15 protein-coding genes and 2 pseudogenes are annotated in these 17,433 nt (G+C 70.4%); 2 read left to right on the top strand and 15 right to left on the bottom strand.

What is annotated here, in order from left to right; translation table 11 throughout:
* Window positions 1-543: 543 nt before the first annotated feature.
* The 14 genes and pseudogenes from ACWD04_RS18450 to ACWD04_RS18385 form a co-directional block, all read right to left on the bottom strand.
* Window positions 544-1,323, bottom strand: a complete 780-nt coding sequence (locus ACWD04_RS18450) for a TSUP family transporter (RefSeq protein ID WP_451133118.1) — start codon at window positions 1,321-1,323, stop codon at window positions 544-546.
* Between the two features lie 252 nt (window positions 1,324-1,575).
* Complete coding sequence (locus ACWD04_RS18445) at window positions 1,576-2,703, bottom strand: LLM class flavin-dependent oxidoreductase (RefSeq protein WP_451133116.1); 1,128 nt, start codon at window positions 2,701-2,703, stop codon at window positions 1,576-1,578.
* Between the two features lie 16 nt (window positions 2,704-2,719).
* Window positions 2,720-3,829 carry an LLM class flavin-dependent oxidoreductase gene (locus ACWD04_RS18440; RefSeq protein ID WP_451133114.1) on the bottom strand — a complete coding sequence of 370 codons (1,110 nt, stop codon included), beginning with the start codon at window positions 3,827-3,829 and terminating at the stop codon, window positions 2,720-2,722.
* Window positions 3,826-5,253: an NtaA/DmoA family FMN-dependent monooxygenase gene (locus ACWD04_RS18435; protein ID WP_451133112.1), complete on the bottom strand. Its 1,428-nt coding sequence runs from the start codon at window positions 5,251-5,253 to the stop codon at window positions 3,826-3,828. Before ACWD04_RS18435 ends, ACWD04_RS18440 begins: the two co-directional genes overlap by 4 nt.
* A gap of 21 nt (window positions 5,254-5,274) precedes the next feature.
* Window positions 5,275-6,477, bottom strand: coding sequence for an LLM class flavin-dependent oxidoreductase (locus ACWD04_RS18430; RefSeq protein WP_451133110.1), 1,203 nt, complete (start codon window positions 6,475-6,477; stop codon window positions 5,275-5,277).
* 74 nt (window positions 6,478-6,551) lie between these two features.
* Window positions 6,552-6,752, bottom strand: coding sequence for a putative leader peptide (locus ACWD04_RS18425; protein WP_451133108.1), 201 nt, complete (start codon window positions 6,750-6,752; stop codon window positions 6,552-6,554).
* 11 nt (window positions 6,753-6,763) lie between these two features.
* Entirely contained in the window at window positions 6,764-7,723 is a 960-nt protein-coding gene (locus tag ACWD04_RS18420; protein ID WP_451133106.1) for a glutathione S-transferase C-terminal domain-containing protein, read from the bottom strand.
* Window positions 7,724-8,077: 354 nt separating this feature from the next.
* A pseudogene (locus ACWD04_RS18415) lies at window positions 8,078-8,440 on the bottom strand (LLM class flavin-dependent oxidoreductase); the annotation flags it as partial.
* Window positions 8,441-8,481: 41 nt separating this feature from the next.
* On the bottom strand, window positions 8,482-9,048 hold the full coding sequence (gene ssuE / locus ACWD04_RS18410) for an NADPH-dependent FMN reductase (protein ID WP_451133104.1): 567 nt from the start codon (window positions 9,046-9,048) through the stop codon (window positions 8,482-8,484).
* Window positions 9,049-9,125: 77 nt separating this feature from the next.
* Window positions 9,126-9,628 (bottom strand): annotated as a pseudogene (locus ACWD04_RS18405) (ABC transporter substrate-binding protein); the annotation flags it as partial.
* Window positions 9,629-9,882: 254 nt separating this feature from the next.
* Window positions 9,883-10,026: a hypothetical protein gene (locus ACWD04_RS18400; protein WP_451133102.1), complete on the bottom strand. Its 144-nt coding sequence runs from the start codon at window positions 10,024-10,026 to the stop codon at window positions 9,883-9,885.
* A 263-nt stretch (window positions 10,027-10,289) separates the two neighbouring features.
* A complete protein-coding gene (locus ACWD04_RS18395) occupies window positions 10,290-10,766 on the bottom strand; it encodes a GNAT family N-acetyltransferase (protein WP_451133100.1) in 477 nt (158 codons plus the stop codon).
* Window positions 10,767-10,822: 56 nt separating this feature from the next.
* Window positions 10,823-11,977 (bottom strand): LLM class flavin-dependent oxidoreductase, encoded by a 1,155-nt coding sequence (locus tag ACWD04_RS18390; RefSeq protein WP_451133098.1) that lies wholly within the window; start codon window positions 11,975-11,977, stop codon window positions 10,823-10,825.
* Between the two features lie 804 nt (window positions 11,978-12,781).
* Window positions 12,782-13,000 (bottom strand): hypothetical protein, encoded by a 219-nt coding sequence (locus ACWD04_RS18385; RefSeq protein WP_451133096.1) that lies wholly within the window; start codon window positions 12,998-13,000, stop codon window positions 12,782-12,784.
* 51 nt (window positions 13,001-13,051) lie between these two features.
* Here ACWD04_RS18385 and ACWD04_RS18380 point away from each other — a divergent pair, with 51 nt between their 5' ends.
* Both ACWD04_RS18380 and ACWD04_RS18375 read left to right on the top strand, forming a co-directional pair.
* Window positions 13,052-13,507: an ABC transporter permease subunit gene (locus ACWD04_RS18380; RefSeq protein ID WP_451133094.1), complete on the top strand. Its 456-nt coding sequence runs from the start codon at window positions 13,052-13,054 to the stop codon at window positions 13,505-13,507.
* A complete protein-coding gene (locus ACWD04_RS18375) occupies window positions 13,507-13,713 on the top strand; it encodes a hypothetical protein (protein ID WP_451133092.1) in 207 nt (68 codons plus the stop codon). Before ACWD04_RS18380 ends, ACWD04_RS18375 begins: the two co-directional genes overlap by 1 nt.
* 136 nt (window positions 13,714-13,849) lie before the next feature.
* On the opposite strand, the gene ACWD04_RS18370 is transcribed toward ACWD04_RS18375, so the two are convergent.
* On the bottom strand, window positions 13,850-17,224 hold the full coding sequence (locus ACWD04_RS18370; protein WP_451133090.1) for an AfsR/SARP family transcriptional regulator: 3,375 nt from the start codon (window positions 17,222-17,224) through the stop codon (window positions 13,850-13,852).
* Between the last annotated feature and the right edge of the window lie 209 nt (window positions 17,225-17,433).

The raw sequence follows: 17,433 nt of genomic DNA, 5'->3' as shown, positions 1-17,433 counted from the left end.
AGAGAACACGACGTGTCATCTCTACTGCAGGGCGGGCGAATTTACGCCTGACCAGCGGAAACCCGGCGATCACACCCGGAAAAACAACAGGTTCTGAACAGCGGTGATGCGCCGACCGCTTGAGCTCACCTTCGTTTGACAGGCCCCGGCGACGGCTCAGGGCCAAGGCCCGCGTGTAGCCCGGAGAACGGTCGCGGGCGGCAGGGACCCTGGGACTTTCGGCCGCATCAATGTGCACGCGCAGGAGACATCTGAAAGATGATCCACGCAGGTCAACGCTCTGCAACCACGTATCGCCGCAGGTCATGGGACTGCGCGGTCTCTTCCGGGACATCTGAAAGCCTGCAGAAACGGCACCGTCACACCCATCCTGACCTGCACAAATGCGAGTCGAGGCGGGGTGTGACGGAGTCCCTGGGACTTCTCTGGGACTTTGAACCAGGAGCGGCGGCTTCCGTGCACCGCGCAGCGGTGGATCCTCCTTGCCCTTTTGCATGACCTGCGTGACACGGGCCAAAGGGGCCTGTTGTCGTCACGTCGTCATCACAGCGACTGAACGGCGTAAAGGGCCCCGAAGGCTGCGGCAAGGGTGCCGAGCAGGAGGCGCAGGGCGGTCTCGGGCACGCGAGACTGCAGGTGCGCCCCAAGGTAACCGCCCGCCAGCCCGCCCAAGCCGCAGGCCAGCCCGAGGTACCAGTCGGGGGCGACGTCCCCGGAGCCGTTCAGGGACAGCATCGCGAAGGTCGCGGCGCCGACCACGGAAGTGGCGAAGGTGGAGGCGAGGGCTGCCGGGGCGACCCGGCTCACGGGCATGCCCCGGCCGACCAGGACGGGGCCGAGGATGGAGCCGCCGCCGATTCCGTAGATCCCGCCGACGATGCCGACGGCCAGGGCGAAGCCGGTGATGGTGCGGGGGGAGGGCTCCGCCGCCGGGCCGGGCGGGGCGGGCCTGAGGGTGCGGGCGATCAGCCAAAGGCCCAGCGGCATCAGCAATCCGGCGACCAGTAAGCGGAAGGCGGTGGGGCCGGGGACGGCGAAGACCCTCACCACGACGCCGATGATCACTCCGGGCAGGGTGCCGATCACCAAGCGGCGGGTGAGCGGGTTGTTCATCAGGCCCGCTCGCCGGTAGCGCAGCAGGGCGCCGGGCCCGGCGACCACGTTGTACAAAAGGTTGGTGGGGGTGACTGCCGGACTGGGTACGCCGAACACGCTCAGTTGCACGGGCAGCAGGAACACCGCGCCTGAGACTCCCACGGGCGCGGTCACCACCGCGATCATCAGGCCGACGGCCAGCCCACACAGTTCCGCCGACCCTGCCACTTCACTCCCGATAATTCGAACGTCCGCCCAGTATCGGTACCTCGCCCCGGCGTCCCGTCACAGGGTTTCCGCTGTCGAGTGGGAGCAGAGGGCCGCGGCCGGTGCTGAAGGGGGAGGCGCGGTCGATCTGCTTCCTGCGTGCCGGCACTTCGATGGTGTCGGCACCTTCCCAGGGCGGTGCCGTAGACCGGGGCTGGCGGGACCAGGCGTGCCCGCTGGCACGGTCAGGCAGAAAACCGGGCCATGACCGGCTCATCGACGTTGCCACTCTTCTGCGAGGAGTTGGTAGGAGCGCACCCTGTCGGCGTGATCGTGGGTGACGGTGGTGATGATCAGCTCGTCGGCGCCCGTGGCCTCCTGCAGTTGTTCGAGCTGGTCGGCCACGCGCCCCGGAGAGCCGACGAACTGAGTGTCGACACGGTCGGCGACCAGAGCCCGGTCCGCTTCGGTCCAGGCGTTGCCGCGGGCCTGTTCCGGGGTCGGGAAGGGTATGGCGCCCTCGGCGGTGCGGATGCTACGGACCCACGGGCCGTAGCCAGTGGCCAGTTCGCGGGCGGTCGAGTCTTCCTCGGCGACGACGACATCGGCGGAGACGCTGACGTAGGGCTTGTCGAGGTGGTCGGACGGATGGAACGCGGTCCGGTAGCCCTCGACCGCCTCCAGTACGGTGGCCGGGCTGACGTGATAGTTGGCCGCGAAGCGGAGGCCGTTGCGCCCTGCGACGTCGGCGCTTTGTCCGCCGCTGCTGCCGAGGATCCATACCTGTATTTCGGCACCCTCGCCGGGGATGGCGTGTGCTTCGATCTCGTCTGCGGAGCGGTAGTCACCGCGCAGGAGCGCGAGTATGTCGTCGACCTGCTCGCCGTAGTCCTGGGGGCGCGCGCCCGGCTGGCGCAACAGTTGCTGCTGAAGCAGGAAACGCGGCGAACTGAACAGGTGCTCAGGGGAGAACCGTGGCGGGATCTTCAGACCGTTCGAGGCGCGCCCGTCGACGACGGGGGTTGTGGTCGGCGGGTGCCCTGCAGTCTGTCCGGGGGGCCGTCCACCCGAGCGGCCGAGGCCCAGGTCAAGTCGCCCGGGGTGCAGGGCGTCGATCAGTCCGAACTCCTCGACGGTGGACAGGGCGGTGCGGTGACCGAGCTGTACGGCCCCGGAACCGATCCTGATCGTGGAGGTCGCGGAGGCGGTCAGGGCCAGCACGACGGCGGGAGAGGTCCCTGCCACGCCCGGGTTGAGGTGATGCTCGGCGAACCAGTAGCGGGTGTAGCCGAAACGCTCGGTCTGCTGGGCGAGGTCGATGGTGTTGCGCAGCGCATCTGCGACGGTGGAGCCGGACGAGATCGGGACGAGGTCGAGGACTCCGAGACGAGTGCCGGACATGATCGGGTGTTGCTCCTCAGCGGTCGGTGGGCGCGGATGCGGGTACGGACGCGGTCTCGGACTCGGGTCCGGCAAGGACTGGAGTCCAGGGGAACGGCGGGTCGGGGATGTCGCGTCGCAGAACGGGGGCGATGTCGGACTGGAAGAGTTCGAGCGAGGCCCGGTGCCGGGCCTCGGTGAGCCCGCCCGCGTCGGCGTGCAGGTGGAGCACGCTGTGTCCGAACTGCTCGTGGTAGCGGTGCACTTTGTCGATCACTTGCTGCGGGCTGCCGATCAGCGCCGAGCTGCGTTCGACGAAGTCCTCCAGGGTCGCGAACACCGGCTCGACGCCCAATCGTTTCTGGAACGCGAGATAGCCCTCGAACACCGGCCGGTACGCGGCGAACGCTTCCTGTGAGGTGCGGGCCGCGTAGTAGCCGGCCGTTCCCGCGCCGACGACGGCCCGTGCCGGGTCGTGGCCGTAGTGCTCCCACCGTTCCCGGTAGTGGCGGATGAGTTCGGCGTACGACTCGATCGGGTTGGTGACGTTGGCCGAGAAGAGCGGATCTCCGTAGCGGGCGGCGAGATCGACCGACTCCCGGCTGGTCGCGCTGCCGTGCCAGACCCGGATGGGCTGCTGAAGCGGTCTCGGCCACACCTCGGCGTCTGCCAGCTCGGGGCGGAAGCGCAAGGAGGCGCTCACCTTGTCCTGCCGCCAGATCCGGCGGAACAGCTCGTAGCTCTCGGCGTTACGGTCCCACTGGTCCTCGGGTGTGACGTGGAACAACTCGCGTTGGGCGGTGCCGTTGCCCTTGCCGATGATCAGATCGAGACGGCCCGCGGACAGGTGGTCCAGGGTCGCGTAGTCCTCGTACGCGCGTACCGGGTCGAGCAGGCTGAGGGTGGTGACGGCGGTGAACAGCCGGATCCGGGAAGTGAGCGCGGCGATGTGGCTCAGTACGACCGGTGGTGAGGAGGAGATGAACGGGCGCTCGTGGCGTTCGCCGACGCCGAAGCCGTCGAATCCGAGTTCCTCGGCCAGCAGCGCGTTGTCGATCACCTCTCGGAAGCGCTCGTTGGTGGACTTCTGGACGCCGGTCACCGGATCCGGGGCGTGCACGATGAGGGTGATGGCCAGGAACTTCACGACGCCGCCCGCCGGGTCTCCGGCTCCGCGCGTGCGTCGGGGTGTGCCAGACCGAGGTGGTCGCGGAGCGTGGTGCCTGTGTAGTCGTGGCGGAACACACCGCGTTCCTGGAGCAGCGGGACGACGGTGTCGGCGAACGCGTCCAGGCCGCCTGGGGTGATGTGCGGGACCAGGATGAAGCCGTCGGCGGCGTCCGCCTGGACGAAGGCGTTGATGGTCTCGGCGACGGTGGCCGGGGAGCCGACGAACGACTGGCGGCCGGTGGTCTCGATGACCAGTTCGCGGATCGTGAGGTTCTCCGCTTCGGCGCGCTCGCGCCATTGCCTGGCGACGGCGAGCGGGTCACGGAACATCCGGACGCTGGCCCGTCCGCGGGCGATGGTGTTCTCTCCGGGGTCCGGGTCGATGTCGGGGAGCGGGCCGTCCGGGTCGTAGCCGGACAGGTCCCGGTTCCAGACGTGTTCGAGGTACTTGATCGCGGTCCGGCCGCTGACCTGTTGACGGCGTATCTCATGCGCCGACTCCTGTGCCTCGGCGTCGGTGTCGCCCAGTACGAAGGTCGCCGAGGGGAGGATCAGCAGTTGGTCGTGGGTTCGGCCGTGGCGGGTCAGGCGTTCCTTGACGTCGGCGTAGAAGTCCCGGCCCGCTTCCAGGGTGCTGTGCCGGCTGAAGATGGCGTCGGCGCTGTAGGCGGCGAATTCGCGCCCCTCGTCGGAGTCGCCGGCCTGGAATATCACCGGGCGGCCCTGCGGGCTGCGCGGGACGTTGAACTGGCCGGCGATGTCGAAGTGCTGTCCTCGGTGGACGAAGGCTCCGGCCCGCGCGTCCCTGATGAAGATGCCGGACTGCTGATCGGCGACGATCTCGTCGCTGTGCCAGGAGTCGAACAGCTCGGTGGCGGTGGACAGGAACTCCTTGGCCCTGGAGTAGCGCTGCTCCTGCGGGAGGAAGCCGCCGCGCCGGAAGTTCTCGCCGGTGAAGGCGTCCCAGGAGGTGACGACGTTCCAGGCGGCGCGGCCACCCGACAGGTGATCGAGCGCGGCGAACTGGCGGGCCACCTCGTAGGGCTCGTTGAAGGTGGAGTTGATGGTGCCGGTCAAGCCGAGATGTTCGGTTACCGCGGCGAGCGCGGACAGGACGGTGAAGGTGTCGGGCCGCCCCACCACATCCAAGTCATAGATCTGGCCGCCTTGTTCGCGCAGTCGCAGCCCCTCGGCGAGGAACAGGAAGTCGAACTTGGCTCGTTCGGCGGTCCGTGCGAAGTGCGCAAACGAGCTGAACTCGATGTGGCTGCCCGCCTGCGGGTCGCTCCACACGGTGGTGTTGTTGACGCCGGGGAAATGGGCCGCGAGATGGATCTGCTTCACGGGCTTGCCCGCGGTCGCCGTGCTCGTGGCCGGCGTGCCGGTGGTCAGCTTGCTCATGGTCGTACGACTCCTCCGGCTTCAGGCAGCGGCGTAGCGGTTTGTGGGGTGGGCGAGTCCGAGCAGCCCGCGCAGGGTGTCCGCCTCGTAGGCGTGCCGGAAGGCGTCTCGGCGCTGGAGTTCGGGCACCAGGCCCCGTGTGACCTGCTCCAGGTCGTGGTTGATTACTCCGGGACGCAGCCGGAAGCCGCTCAGGCCGGCCCGTCGCCACTCCAGCAGGAGGTCCGCCAGTTGTCCGGGTGTGCCCGTGAACACCTCGGCGTCGCTGGCGTAGGCGTAACCCGCAAGGCCGTCAAGGCGGGCCTTGCGGCCCTCCGCCGCCGCGGGATCGTCGTCCAGGAACACGACAAGGTCACCGAAGATGTGCAGTGGCTCCTCCGCCCGCCCTGCCTCAGCCTGGGCAGCACGGATTTCGGCGATGACGGCGCGGGCCTGGTCGGTGTCGTGCGGGGTGACGTAACCGATGTCGGCCGAACAGCCCACCAGTTGATACGGCGCACTCTGGTGCGCGAGCGCACTGACGATGGGCTGTCCCTGCGGTGGCCGAGGGGTGATGGAGGGTCCCTTGACGCTGAAGTGCTTCCCCTCGAAGTCGATGTGGTGCAGCTTGTCGCGGTCGATGAAGCGCCCGGTGGCGACATCGCGGATCTCCGCGTCCACCTCCCAGCTGTCCCACAGGCGGCGCACCACCTCGATGTGGTCGGCCGCCTCCTCGAAGAGCCCAGCGCTCAGTTCGAGGCCGTCCGGGGTGTCCCTGTCGTCGAAGCGAAGACGTGGGAAGGTACGGCGGCCGAAGTGCGCGGCCTCGTTCTGCCGTGCCGACACCTGGACGCGCATGCCCGCGCGACCGGCGCTGACGTAGTCCAGGGTGGCGATCGCCTTGGAGATGTGGAACGGCTCGGTGTGGGTGGCGACCACAGTCGGCACCAACCCGATGTGCCGCGTCAGGGGTGCGACCCGGGCGGCGACGAGCACCGCGTCAAGCCGGCCCCGCACCTGGTCGGTGCGCCCGTCGAGCTCTGTGAGGCGCGAGGATTGCAGCCCGAGCGAGTCCTCGAACGTGACGAAGTCGAGCAGGCCGTGTTCGGCCTCGGCCACGAGGCCGGCCCAGTATCCGGCGGTGAAAAGGTCAGCGGGCCGGGCGCCCGGCTCGCGCCATGCAGCCGGGTGCCAGCCGGTGCCGTCCAGCGCCACGGCAAGGTGAATGGGGGGATGTGCGGACACGAAGAGGGTGCCTTCCTGGTCGACCGTACGTGATCACCGGCCCTGATGCGCAGGGCCCGGCGACGAGGAACAGGTCAGGGACGACAGAGGGCGCCGGCCACCCGTTGCAGATCGATGTGGGGCCGGGAGTGCAGGCGGACGCAGCCGTGCGCGGCGCGAACCCCGACAGCGGGGACGAGCGCGCGGGAAACGGTGGGCACCACCGTCACCTCCGCTCTTCCGGCCGTTTGTCCTGCTCCGAACGGGCGCTGCCGTGCTCGGCACGGCAGGGCCATGTCGTCGAAGGCTAGGCGGATTCGGATGGACGAAGGTGGAGGGCGTATTGCGGTTCCATGAAACCGTCCGAACACTGCTGGGCAGGCGGGGCCGCGGCCCCGTCCATGGTGTGCGCGGACCAGTCCAGGAACTGCACCGCAGCCCCTGCGGCCTCCAGCCCTTCGCAGTGGGCATGGTGTCGGCGGGCGATGCCGTCCAGGTCGAGGTGGGTGCCGAAGGCGGGGTGGGCGGCCAGTCGCCGTGCGTAGCCCCACAGGTGCGGATGGCCGGCGATGTGGTGGACCGCAGCGGCGTCCAGGTGGAGGCGGTGCACGGTGTCGAGTTGCAGCAGGGTTACCCACAACTGCACGTCGGCGGCGGTCATCTCGTCACCCAGGATGAATTCCTGGTGGGCGAGCCGCCACTCCAGTGAGCTCAGGACGCGGAGCAGGGAGCCGAGGGCGGTCTGTCGCGTCGTGGCATCGGCGTCAGCCTGGCCGGCGCGCTGCGCAGCTTCGTTGATGCCGTATTCGCAGAGGTGCCCGACGGCCTCGGTCTCCTCCTCCGCGCCGTGCGGGTAGAGGGCGGGCCGGTCGGAGCCGTCACCACCGAAGTACCTGGCCAGGTCCCGGAGGATGCCGGATGTGTCCGTGCTGACGATCCGCCCGGACCAGTCGTCGCTCAGCACCGGTGCAGCGGCCGGTCCGGGATGCCGGTGCGAACTGGCCTCGTACAACGGGCGCAGAGCGGAGTGACCGCCGTCGGGGCTGTCAGGCACGGCCGGCAACAGTTCCATCGGGAGGGTCTCCCCCAGACCGAGCAGGCTGTGGGTGATGGCGATCCGCAGACAGTGGGGACAGGACAGTGAGAGGTGCAGGCGGTAGCGGCGCGACACGGCGTAGTAGCCACTGCTCACGGCACCGCCGATCCTTCCCCGGAATGACGGTGGAGAGGCGAGGCACGGCACGGGGGGCAGGGGCTCGGCGGGCATGTGTCTCCCTTGGTCCGGGTTCCGGCTTCGGGTTGCCAGAAGTGCGGTGGGCGGCGCACGTGGGTGATGGGCGCGCGGCGGCGTCGGCGCGTACCCGTGCCGGGTGGAATTGCGGGGCCGATGGGCGCCGCCGCGTGTCAGCGCGGAGGGTTCGCCGCGCTGCAGACACGCAGGAGATCGATGTAACGGCGGGAGGTCAGCAGGAGAGGCGACTGTCCGGCGCACACGGCGCGGTCGGCGGCCGACTCCAGACGCTTCATCATTCCCTACCAGTTCACTAGGAATCTCTGCTACGGAGTCTCTGGCAGTCTTCGTGCCACGTCAAGGGGGCCTCCCCGGGTTTCGCCATGCGTCTCACATGCTGGTCGAGGAGGGGACTCGGGCGGCTGCGTCCGCGCGCGCAGCTCGGGTCCACAGCCCTTGAGCGGCGAGACGTGGCAGGACGTTCGCGCCGAACCAGTAAGCCTCCTCCAGGTGCGGGTAGCCGGAGAGCACGAACTCGTCGATGCCGAGCCGGTGGTACTCGACGAGCCGTTCGGCCACCTCGCCCTGACTGCCGACCAGTGCGGTGCCGGCTCCACCGCGAACCAGACCGACACCGGCCCACAGGTTGGGATAGATCTCCAGTCCGTCCCGGCCGCCGCCGTGCAGGGCGAGCATTCGCTTCTGCCCCTCGGACTCGCTGCGGGCCAGCCCAGCCTGTACAGCGGCGACGGTCATGGAGGATCACGCCTTTCGCTTGTCGTCGGCGGTCACGGTCAAGCCGCTCGTCCGGCGTCCGCCAGCAGGGCCTCACGGCTGCCGAGGGCTTCGGAGAACTGGTCGACGACCTGTGCGAGTGCCTCGGCCGGGCCCGGCGCGACGGTCAGGGTGCCGTCTGCGCCCACCGCGATGTCCTTGTCGAGCGTGAACCAGCCCTGGACGATGTGCGCGGCCCCCATGGAACTGAGCACCGGGCGCAGCGCGTAGTCGATCGCCAGGACGTGAGCCGTACTGCCGCCGGTCGCCAGCGGGAGGACCGTCTTGCCGGCCAGGCCGTACTGCGGCAGCAGGTCCAGCAGGGACTTCAACAGCCCGGAATAGGCGGCCTTGTAGACGGGCGTGCCGATCACGACCCCGTCGGCGCGGGCGAACAGTTCGGTCGCCTCGACGATCGCCGGGTGCCGGAAGTCGGCGCCGAGCAGTGCCTCGGCGGGGATGGTGCGGACGTCCAGGGGGATCACCTCGTGCCCCTGTGCCGTGAGCCGCGTGTCCAGATGGCGCAGCAGGCGGGCGGTACGGGAGGTGGTGGAGGGGCTTCCGGAGACGGACAGGACGTTGGCCATTGCGGCTCCCTTCGGGAGCGTGAGGTGTGCGGTGAACCGTCGCGGGGCCGCGCTCTGCGGCCCCGCGTCCTCGACGTCTACCTGTCGGTCCTGGGCAGCCCTGGCGGGTTGGTCTCGGACGTGGTCACGGCCTCGTCGGACAGGCCCCAGCGCTCCAGCACCTTGTTGTACGTGCCGTTGTCGATGATCTCGCTGAGCGCTTCGGCGAGCGGCTTGGCCAGGCCGCCGTCCTTCTTGGTGGTGGCCGCGATAAGCCCTGGAGAGTGGAGCCGGCACCGGAGTACGTGCCGACGACTTCCGTCTTCCCGGTAGTGGCCGCGTGGTAGGCGGCGGTCGGGTTGGGGCCCAGGTAGAGGTCGATGCGGCCGGACTGGAGGGCGAGGTAGGTGTCGCTGTCGTTCTGCTAGTACTTGATGTTCACCGGCTTGCGGCCGGCCTTCTCGTTCTCCTTGCTCCATTTGATGAGCAGCTTCTCCTGGTTGGTGCCGCTGGCCACGGCGACGGTCCTGCCCGCCACGTCCTTCGGCCCGGTGATCTTCAGGCCGCTGCCCTTCTTCGCCTCGAAGCCCAGGTTGTCCTCGGTCCGGCCCTGCTGGAGCGCGGTGAGAGTCGCCCCGTTCTCCGAGAAGACCTTCACGTCGTACGGCTTCTTGCCCGCCTTGGCGCAAACGCCCTTCTGCGCGGTGAGGGTCGCATCGAAGGTGGTGCCGGCTCCGGTGCCGATGGTCAGCCCGCACAGCTGGGTGAGGTCCGTGACCTTCGTCTTGAGTGCGGTGCCCTTCTTCACTGCGAAGCCCTGGCCGTCGTTGATGTAGGCGACGAAGTCGATGGTCTTCAGACGATCGGCGGTGACCCCGAAGTTGCCGGGGAGGCGTCCTGACGCTCCAGCTTCACGCCGAGGACCTTGGCCACCGCGTCCGCGATGTCGAGGTCCTGGCCGGCAGGCGGCTTGTCCTGCCCGTTCGGGTAGTACGCCACGGGCGGGAACCCGATCGAGCTGCCGACCCGCAGCGTGCCCGCCTGGCGGGCGTCGGCGGGCAGCAGGGCAGCAGGGCAGCAGGGCAGCGACGGAGACCACCTTGCGTACGGCGGCGACCGGGTCGTCGGTCGGTGCGGGGGATGCCCGGGAACCCGCCGGTGAGGTGGCGGAGGTGTCGTCGCCCCCGCAGGCGGTCAACGTCAGTACGGGTAGCAGCATGGTGGTGGCAGCCATGCGCAGACGTGGTTTGGGGTACGGAAACTCATAGGTCGGCTGCCTCTCCTTGGTGTGGTGCGGTCGGCAAGTGCTTCTCGAAGGGCAGGGGGCCGATGCTCTCCGGGTCGGCCTCGGTGTCGAACAGCGGGGTGTATCCGGTCGTCAGGTACAGGCCGCGGGCTTCGGGCTGGCGCGGGCCGGTGGTCAGGTAGATCCGGCGGTAGCCGCGGGCGCTCGCCTCGTGCTCCAGCTCGGCCACGACGCGCCGGGCCAGACCGCGCCGCCGGTGGGCGGAGTGAGTCCAGATCCGCTTCAGCTCGGCCGTGGTCGCGTCGAACCGCCGGAAGGCGCCGCCCGCGACCGGCTCGCCGTGTTCGATGAGCAGGAGCATCACCCCGCCGTACGGTGTGGTGAACTCCTGGTCGGGGTAGCGGGCGAGTTCGGCGTGGGCGTCCCTGCCGTAGCGCGTGGAGTACTCGTCGCCGAGTTCGCGCAGCAGGGGCACCACCCGCGGGTCGCGCATGCTTATCTGAATTACCGTCAGTTGCTTTTCCGGCAGAAGTGGTTGGGTGACGGACGTCATGCGTTCACCGCCACGAGGGTTTGCGGGCCGCGGGCAGCCCGCTCGGCGTCGCGCCTGGCGACCTCCTCACGGACGATCGGGATCACGTACCGGCCGAAGTCGATCGCGTCGCCCAACAGGTCGTAGCCGCGGGCGGAGAGGATGTCGACACCAAGGTCGTAGTAGTCGAGGAGGGCTTGGGCGACCGTCTCGGGGGTGCCGACCAGGGCGTTGGAGTTGCCCGCGCCACCGGTCGCGGCGGCGGTCGGGGTCCACAAGGCGCGGTCGTAGCGCTCCCCCGCCTCGGCGATGGCCAGTAGTCGCTGCGAGCCGACGTTCTGTGGTGGTGCGGTCTGCGGTTGTTGCGCGTGATCGTTGTGGCGCTTGGTGACCGGCTCGCCCTTCTCCCTGCGGGCCTTGATCGCGCCGACCGTGCGGTGAGCCTTCTCCCAGGCCAGTTCCTCGGTCGGGGCGATGATCGGGCGGAAGGCCACCTGAATGCGGGGCACGTCGGTGCGGCCTGCGGCCTTCGCGGCGGCCTTCACGGCCTCGATCTGCTCGGCGGTTTTCTCCAGCGGCTCGCCCCACAGGCAGTAGATGTCGGCTTCGGCGCCCCCCGCGGCGTGAGCGGCCGCCGAGGAGCCGCCGAACGACACGTTGGGGCGCGGCTGTTGTACCGGGAAGACATCACTGACGAAGTCGTGGAAGCGGTAGTGCTCGCCTTCGTGGTCGATGGGCTCGTGGGTGGTCCAGACTTTCTTGACGATCCGGATGTACTCGCGGGTGCGGGCGTAGCGCTCGTCCTTGGTGATGGTGTCGCCCTCGCGGCCCTGCTCGTGGTCGTTGCCTCCGGTGATGAAGTGCACGGTCAGCCGGCCGTCGCTGATCTGGTCGAGGGTGGCGAAGGTCTTCGCGGCGAACGTCGGGTACGAGACGTTCGGCCGGTGTGCCAGCAGGATCTGGAGGTGGTCCAGCCTGCTCGCGATGTACGCGGCGGCAGGCGCGGGGTCCGGCGATCCGGAACCGTACGCGAACAGCACGCGGTCCCAGCCGTGGTCCTCATGCGCTCGGGCGAGCCGGAGAGTGAACTCCTTGTCGAAGGCGGCGCCGGAGCGCGGGGTTGTTTCGGAACCGTCGTTGGTGGCGGCGATGCCAAGGAATTCCACTGGCATGGGAGATGGCCTTTCCTCGAGTCCTCCGGGGCCGGGCTGTTCCGGAAGGAGAGCAGGCGGGCACGGCGGAGCAGCCCTCGGTGCGGCCGGGTGTGACGGCGCTTCGAGGTGCTGGGAGCCGGGTGGTGAGCAGGTGTGATGTCGCCGGGGCATGGGCCTCGGGCGAGGTGGCGCGGCGGCAGCGCTTGTCAGATCTCGCAGGACCCGTCCGTACGCGGATTCAGCGCATGCGTACGGCGGTGCTGCGAAAGGGGGAACTCGGCCCGCGACGGGGTCACCGAGGGAGTGAAGGGCCGGTCAGACGGCCCGCTGCCGCGTCAGGCGCAACACGCGGCGGACCACACACGACCGAAGTCGATGTGGGCACGGGCGACCAGGCACTGCTCGGCGTTCATGCGACTAATTGAGCAGTACATCTCGCTTCTCGTCAAGCACGGCCCGGATGCCGGACCCGCGCCCCGCAGTTCCTGCGCGTGGTTGACACGTCCGCGTGGTGTGCCCATACGATCGGGGCGGACCGGCTCCGCCCCCGCGCGGCAGCCGTACCGGCCGCGTTGAGGGACGCGGCGAGCGCGATGACGCCGAACCCCGCCCCATCACCCTGTGCCCGCACGGAACATGCCCGGAATGCACGAATGTGCACCGCCGGATGGTCACCGACATGCGCCTCCCTCCCCTGGAGAGCCTCCTGATGGTCTCGCCGTCCGACATTGCCGATTCCTCCCCTGTCTTCGCACCCGTCCCACTCGCAGGACGACCGGAAGCCCCCGGCCACGCCCCGGGCCACCCGGGCCCAGACGCCGATCAGCCACGGATCGTGCCGCGCCGGCAGACCGGCCGCTGGCTGACCGCTGCCGCCGCGCTGCTGGTCTTCGCGATGGTGGTCAACTCCGTCGTCCGCAACCGCGCCTTCCAGTGGGATGTCGTCGGCGGGTACTTCACCACCGCCGCCGTGCTCGACGGGCTACTGCTCACCTTGTGGCTGACCGGCTTGGTGATGGTGCTCGGCTTCCTGCTCGGCATCCCGCCGGCTGTCTTGCGGCTGTCCGCCAACCCGCTTCCAAGCACGCTGAGTTGGGGCTACGTTGGATCTTCCGGTCCACCCCGCTGCTGGCGCAGCTGTTGTTCTGGTGCAACATCGGTGCCCTCTACCCGACGCTCGGCCTCGGCATCCCCTTCGGGCCACAGTTCGTCACCGTCGAAACGGTCAACCTGCTCGGCCCAACCCTCACCGCCGTCATCGGCCTGACTCTGCACGAAGCCGCCTACGCCGCCGAGGTGGTGCGCGGCGGCATCCTCTCGGTGGGCCCCGGCCAGACGGAGGCCGCCCAGGCCCTCGGCATCGGCAGACGGCGCTCCCTGAGCCGGATCGTCATCCCGCAGGCGATGCGCTCGATCGCCCCGACCGCGGGGAACATGTTGATCGGCACGTCGAAGGGCAGCAGCATCGTCAGTGTGCTGGCCGTGCACGACCTGCTGTACTCGTACAGCCGGTCTACAACCAGACCTATCAGGTCATCCCGCTGCTGATGGTCGCCACCCTCTGGTACATCGCTGTCACGACCGTCCTCAGCGCGGGACAGTTCTACGTCGAGCGCCACTACGCGCGTGGCTCCGCCCGTGCACTACCGCCCACGCCCCTGCAAAGGCTCAGGATCCGCTTGGCCACGCTACGTGCCCGGCTGGACAGCGCAACGGCACCCGACGCCCGCCCGGCAGTCGCCGGCGACCGGTAGCCCACCCGCGGTGTTGCGTTCCTCAAGGTCCGTCGTCGCCGGGGACAATGGTCTGCGAAAGGCGAGGCCCGCATCTCCGACACGTTCCTTCCTGCCTGCCTGGGCAGGCTTCGGGAAGCGCGCGGGTCTGTGTCAGCTACGTATCGGCGGGCCGCCCGGAGGTGCTGACCGGCAGGTGTGCCGTGCGGGCGTGGTGGACCGCTTCCTCCGGTGTCAGCCGGGCGCCCCTCTCGTACGCCTCCGAGAACGCATCCGCCCCGAGCGCTGCCCGGGCCGAGGTGGTGATGCGGTCGACGTCGGCCCGTTCGGCGGGCGGCAGCGGGGCTCCGGCCCTGTGGCGGGCGGCCGCCGCCGCGCCCAGGAGGACGGCCGCGCGGGTGGCGGCGGGCTCGTGGCCGGGCAGCGCGGCCGCACCGGCGAGGCCCTCCAGGGAGAGGGCCAGGGCGCGAGGCTCGTCGAGGGCGAGAGCGATCTCCAGGCCCTCCAGGTGGAGGGCCGCCGCCCCGCACGCGTCACCGCGCAGCTCGGCGACGAAGCCGAGCTCGGCCAGAAGCAGGTGGTTGCCCGCCCGGGAGGAGACGTCGGCGTAGCCGTCGCGGATGTGCAGCAGGTACGCCTCGGCCCCCTTCAGGTCGTCCGAGCGGCGTGCACCGAGGGCGAGGCCCATCTCTGAGTGGATCTCGCCGTACTTGTAGCCCTGTTCGGCGGCGATGGTGCGGGCCTGTTCGTGCAGGTGGCGCGCGCGGTCCCAGTCGCGGGCGAGCAGTGCGAGCCGTCCGAGCCCGGAGAGCCGCGCGGACACCTCCGCCTCCAGGCCCAGCTCCCGTGCCATTCGCAACCCGTCGTGCTGGCGCCGCTCCGCTTCCTCGTACGCGCCCCTGATCTCGGCGAGCGCGGCGAGCGGCGAAACAGTCTGCAACTCCCCCCACCGGTCGCCCAGTTCGCGGAACATCAGGGCGCTGCGCAGCCCGTCACGGCCGAGGCCGGTGAGGTCGCCGCAGACCAGCGCGAGCGTGGCGCGCAGGCCGAGCGCGGCGGCGGTGCCCCACTGGTCCTGCGCAGCGGTGAAGAGGGTGAGTGCGTAGGTGTTCACCTCGCCGCCCTTCGTCGCGTCGCCCGCGCTGAACAGGCCGTACGCACAGAGCCACAGCGCCCGCGCCCGGCGTACGGGGTCGGGGACGGCTTCGCCGGTGGCAGTGAGGCCGCGGCTGTCGGCCGTGGAGGCGGCTGCGGTGTGATCCCCGGTGAGCAGGGCGAAGGCGGCGTGCAGCAGGACGAGTTCGGCGGGGGCAGGACGGGCGGACGTTGCGGCCAGCACCGCCCCCAGGCTGCGGCGGGCTTCCGTGAGGCGGCCGCGCAGCAGCCACCACCAGGCGAGGGCGGTGGCCAGCCGCACCGCCTCGTCCGGTTCGCCCGCGCCCGCGCGGCGCACCGCCTCGTCGAGTGCCGTGCGCAGGTTACCTGCCTCAACGTCCAGCCGGGCCAGCCAGGGCCGCTGCCCGGCGCCGCGCAGCTGCGGCTCGGCGTGTTCGGCCAGGGCCCTGTAGTGGCCCAGATGGCGGTCCCGTACGGCAGTGAGGTCCTCCATCTCGTGGAGTCGCTCGGTCGCGTACGCGGCGACGGACTCCAGGAGCCGGTAGCGGGGGCCGATGGGCCCGCCCACTACGACCACCAGGGACCGGTCGACCAGCCGGGTGACGAGGTCGAGCACCTCGCCCCGGGCGACGCCGTCGCCCGCGCAGACCGTTTCGGCGGCGGCCAGGTCGCAGCCATCGCTGTGCGCGGCGAGGCGGCGCAGGACGATGCGTTCGGGCGCGCTGAGCAGCTCCCAGCTCCAGTCGATCACCGCCCGCAGCGTCTGCTGGCGGGCCGGTGCGCCGCGCCGCCCGCAGGTCAGCACCCGGAACCGATCATGGAGCCGGTCCGCCAACTCCCGTACTCCCAGTGCCCGTACGCGGGTGGCGGCCAGTTCCAGCGCGAGTGGGATGCCGTCGAGGCGGCGGCAGATCTCGGCGACGGCCCGGCGCTCGGGCCCCTCCAGGGCGTCCGGGTCGCGCGGGAAGCCGGGGGTGGCGGCGGCTGCCCGCTCCATGAACATCCGGACCGCGTCGGCGGATGGCAGGGGTTCGACGCTGAACACTGTCTCGCCCGCCAGGCCGAGCGGCTCCTGCCCGGTGGCCAGGACCCGTAGCCCGGGAGCGGTGCGCAGGAGCAGCTCGGTGAGCTCGGCGGCAGCATCGACGACGTGCTCGCAGTTGTCCAGGACGAGCAGGGTGCGGCGGTCGCGCAGGGCGGCGGCGAGGCGGTGCGGCAGGGAGGGGGCCCCGGCGCCGGGGCTCTGCGGGGGGCGGGGGGCGTCGTCCCGGATGCCGAGGGTGGCCGCGACGACCTGGGCGAGGTCGGCGGAAGTGCCGGCGCGGACGCCGGAGAACTCCACGAGCCATACGCCGTCAGCGAGTTCACCGGACCGGGTGCCGGCCCGTTCGGCGGTGGCCGCCGCAATGGCCAGCCGGGTCTTACCCACGCCACCGGGACCGGTGAGCGTCACCAGCCTCTTCTCCATGAGGAGTTGGTAGAGATCGGCAAGCGCCTGGTGGCGACCGACGAGGGGGGTGAGGGGGACTGGGAGGTTGGAATGGGAGGGAGGGAAGAGGGCTGCGGTGGACGGGGCGCCCGCGGCGGGAGTGGTGGACGCCGTGCCCTGTGGGAATACGTGCTCCGCAGGCCCTGCGGAGTCGTCCGCCGACGCCACGTACGCGTACGCCCTCGCGCTCAGCCTCGGCTCCTGCCGCAACACCGCCCTGTGCAGCGTGACCAGTTCGGGGCTCGGGTCGACCCCCAGCTCTCCCACGAGCCGGGTGCGCAGGTCCTCGTACGACGCGAGTGCCTCGCTCTGGCGGCCCGCCGCGTAGAGGGCCCTCATCTGGGCGGCCCGCAGGCGCTCCCGCAGCGGGTGGAGCGCGACGAGGCCGCCGAGCTCCCCGGCGAGGAACGCGTAGTCCCCCGCCTCAAGGCGCGCTTCCGCCTGCTCCTCCAGCACGGAGAGCCGCTGCTCCGCGAGGCGCTGCGCGGGCCCCCGCACGAAGAGGCCGTCCGCGAAGTCCGCGTACGCCGGTCCCCGCCACAGTTGCAGGGCCTCCGTGAGCAGCGCGGCACGGGCGTGCGGGTCCCGGACGGGGCGGGCCTCGGTCACGAGGGCACGGAACCGTACGGCATCCACCTCGTCGCCGGCGCCGTCGTCGAGCCGCAGCCGGTAACCGGCGGGCTGGCGCACCACCCGGTCCCGGCCGATGACCCGGCGCAGCTGGGAGACCTTGGCCTGGAGGGCACCCGCGGGCTTGCCCGGAGGCGCGTCGCCCCACAGATCGTGGATGAGCCGGTCGGTGGAGACCGGTCCCCCGTCGTTCGCGAGCAGGTCCGCCAGCAGGGCCCGGACCTTGGCTTCGGGGACCCTGACTTCCCGTCCCTCGCCGTCCCACACCACCAGTGGTCCGAGTACCCCAAACCGCATAGCCGCCACCGTACATGTCAGACGGACCGGCGCCCCGGCCGTCAGCCGCCCCGAAGTTTTCCCGAAGCACCCGGGCGCAGAGTCGTCCCCGCCGGTGGCACCGCTCCACCTGCGAGCGTCTCGTGGAGGGCGGGGCGACGGTCCTACTGACCGCCGGCACCGACGAACAGCGCGCGCACGCGATCGCCGAACTCGGCGCCGCCGCCCGC

It is taken from the genome of Streptomyces sp. NPDC002911, assembly GCF_053591835.1.
Note: the sequence above shows the minus strand (reverse complement) of the source record. Positions and strands in the feature narration are given on the sequence as shown.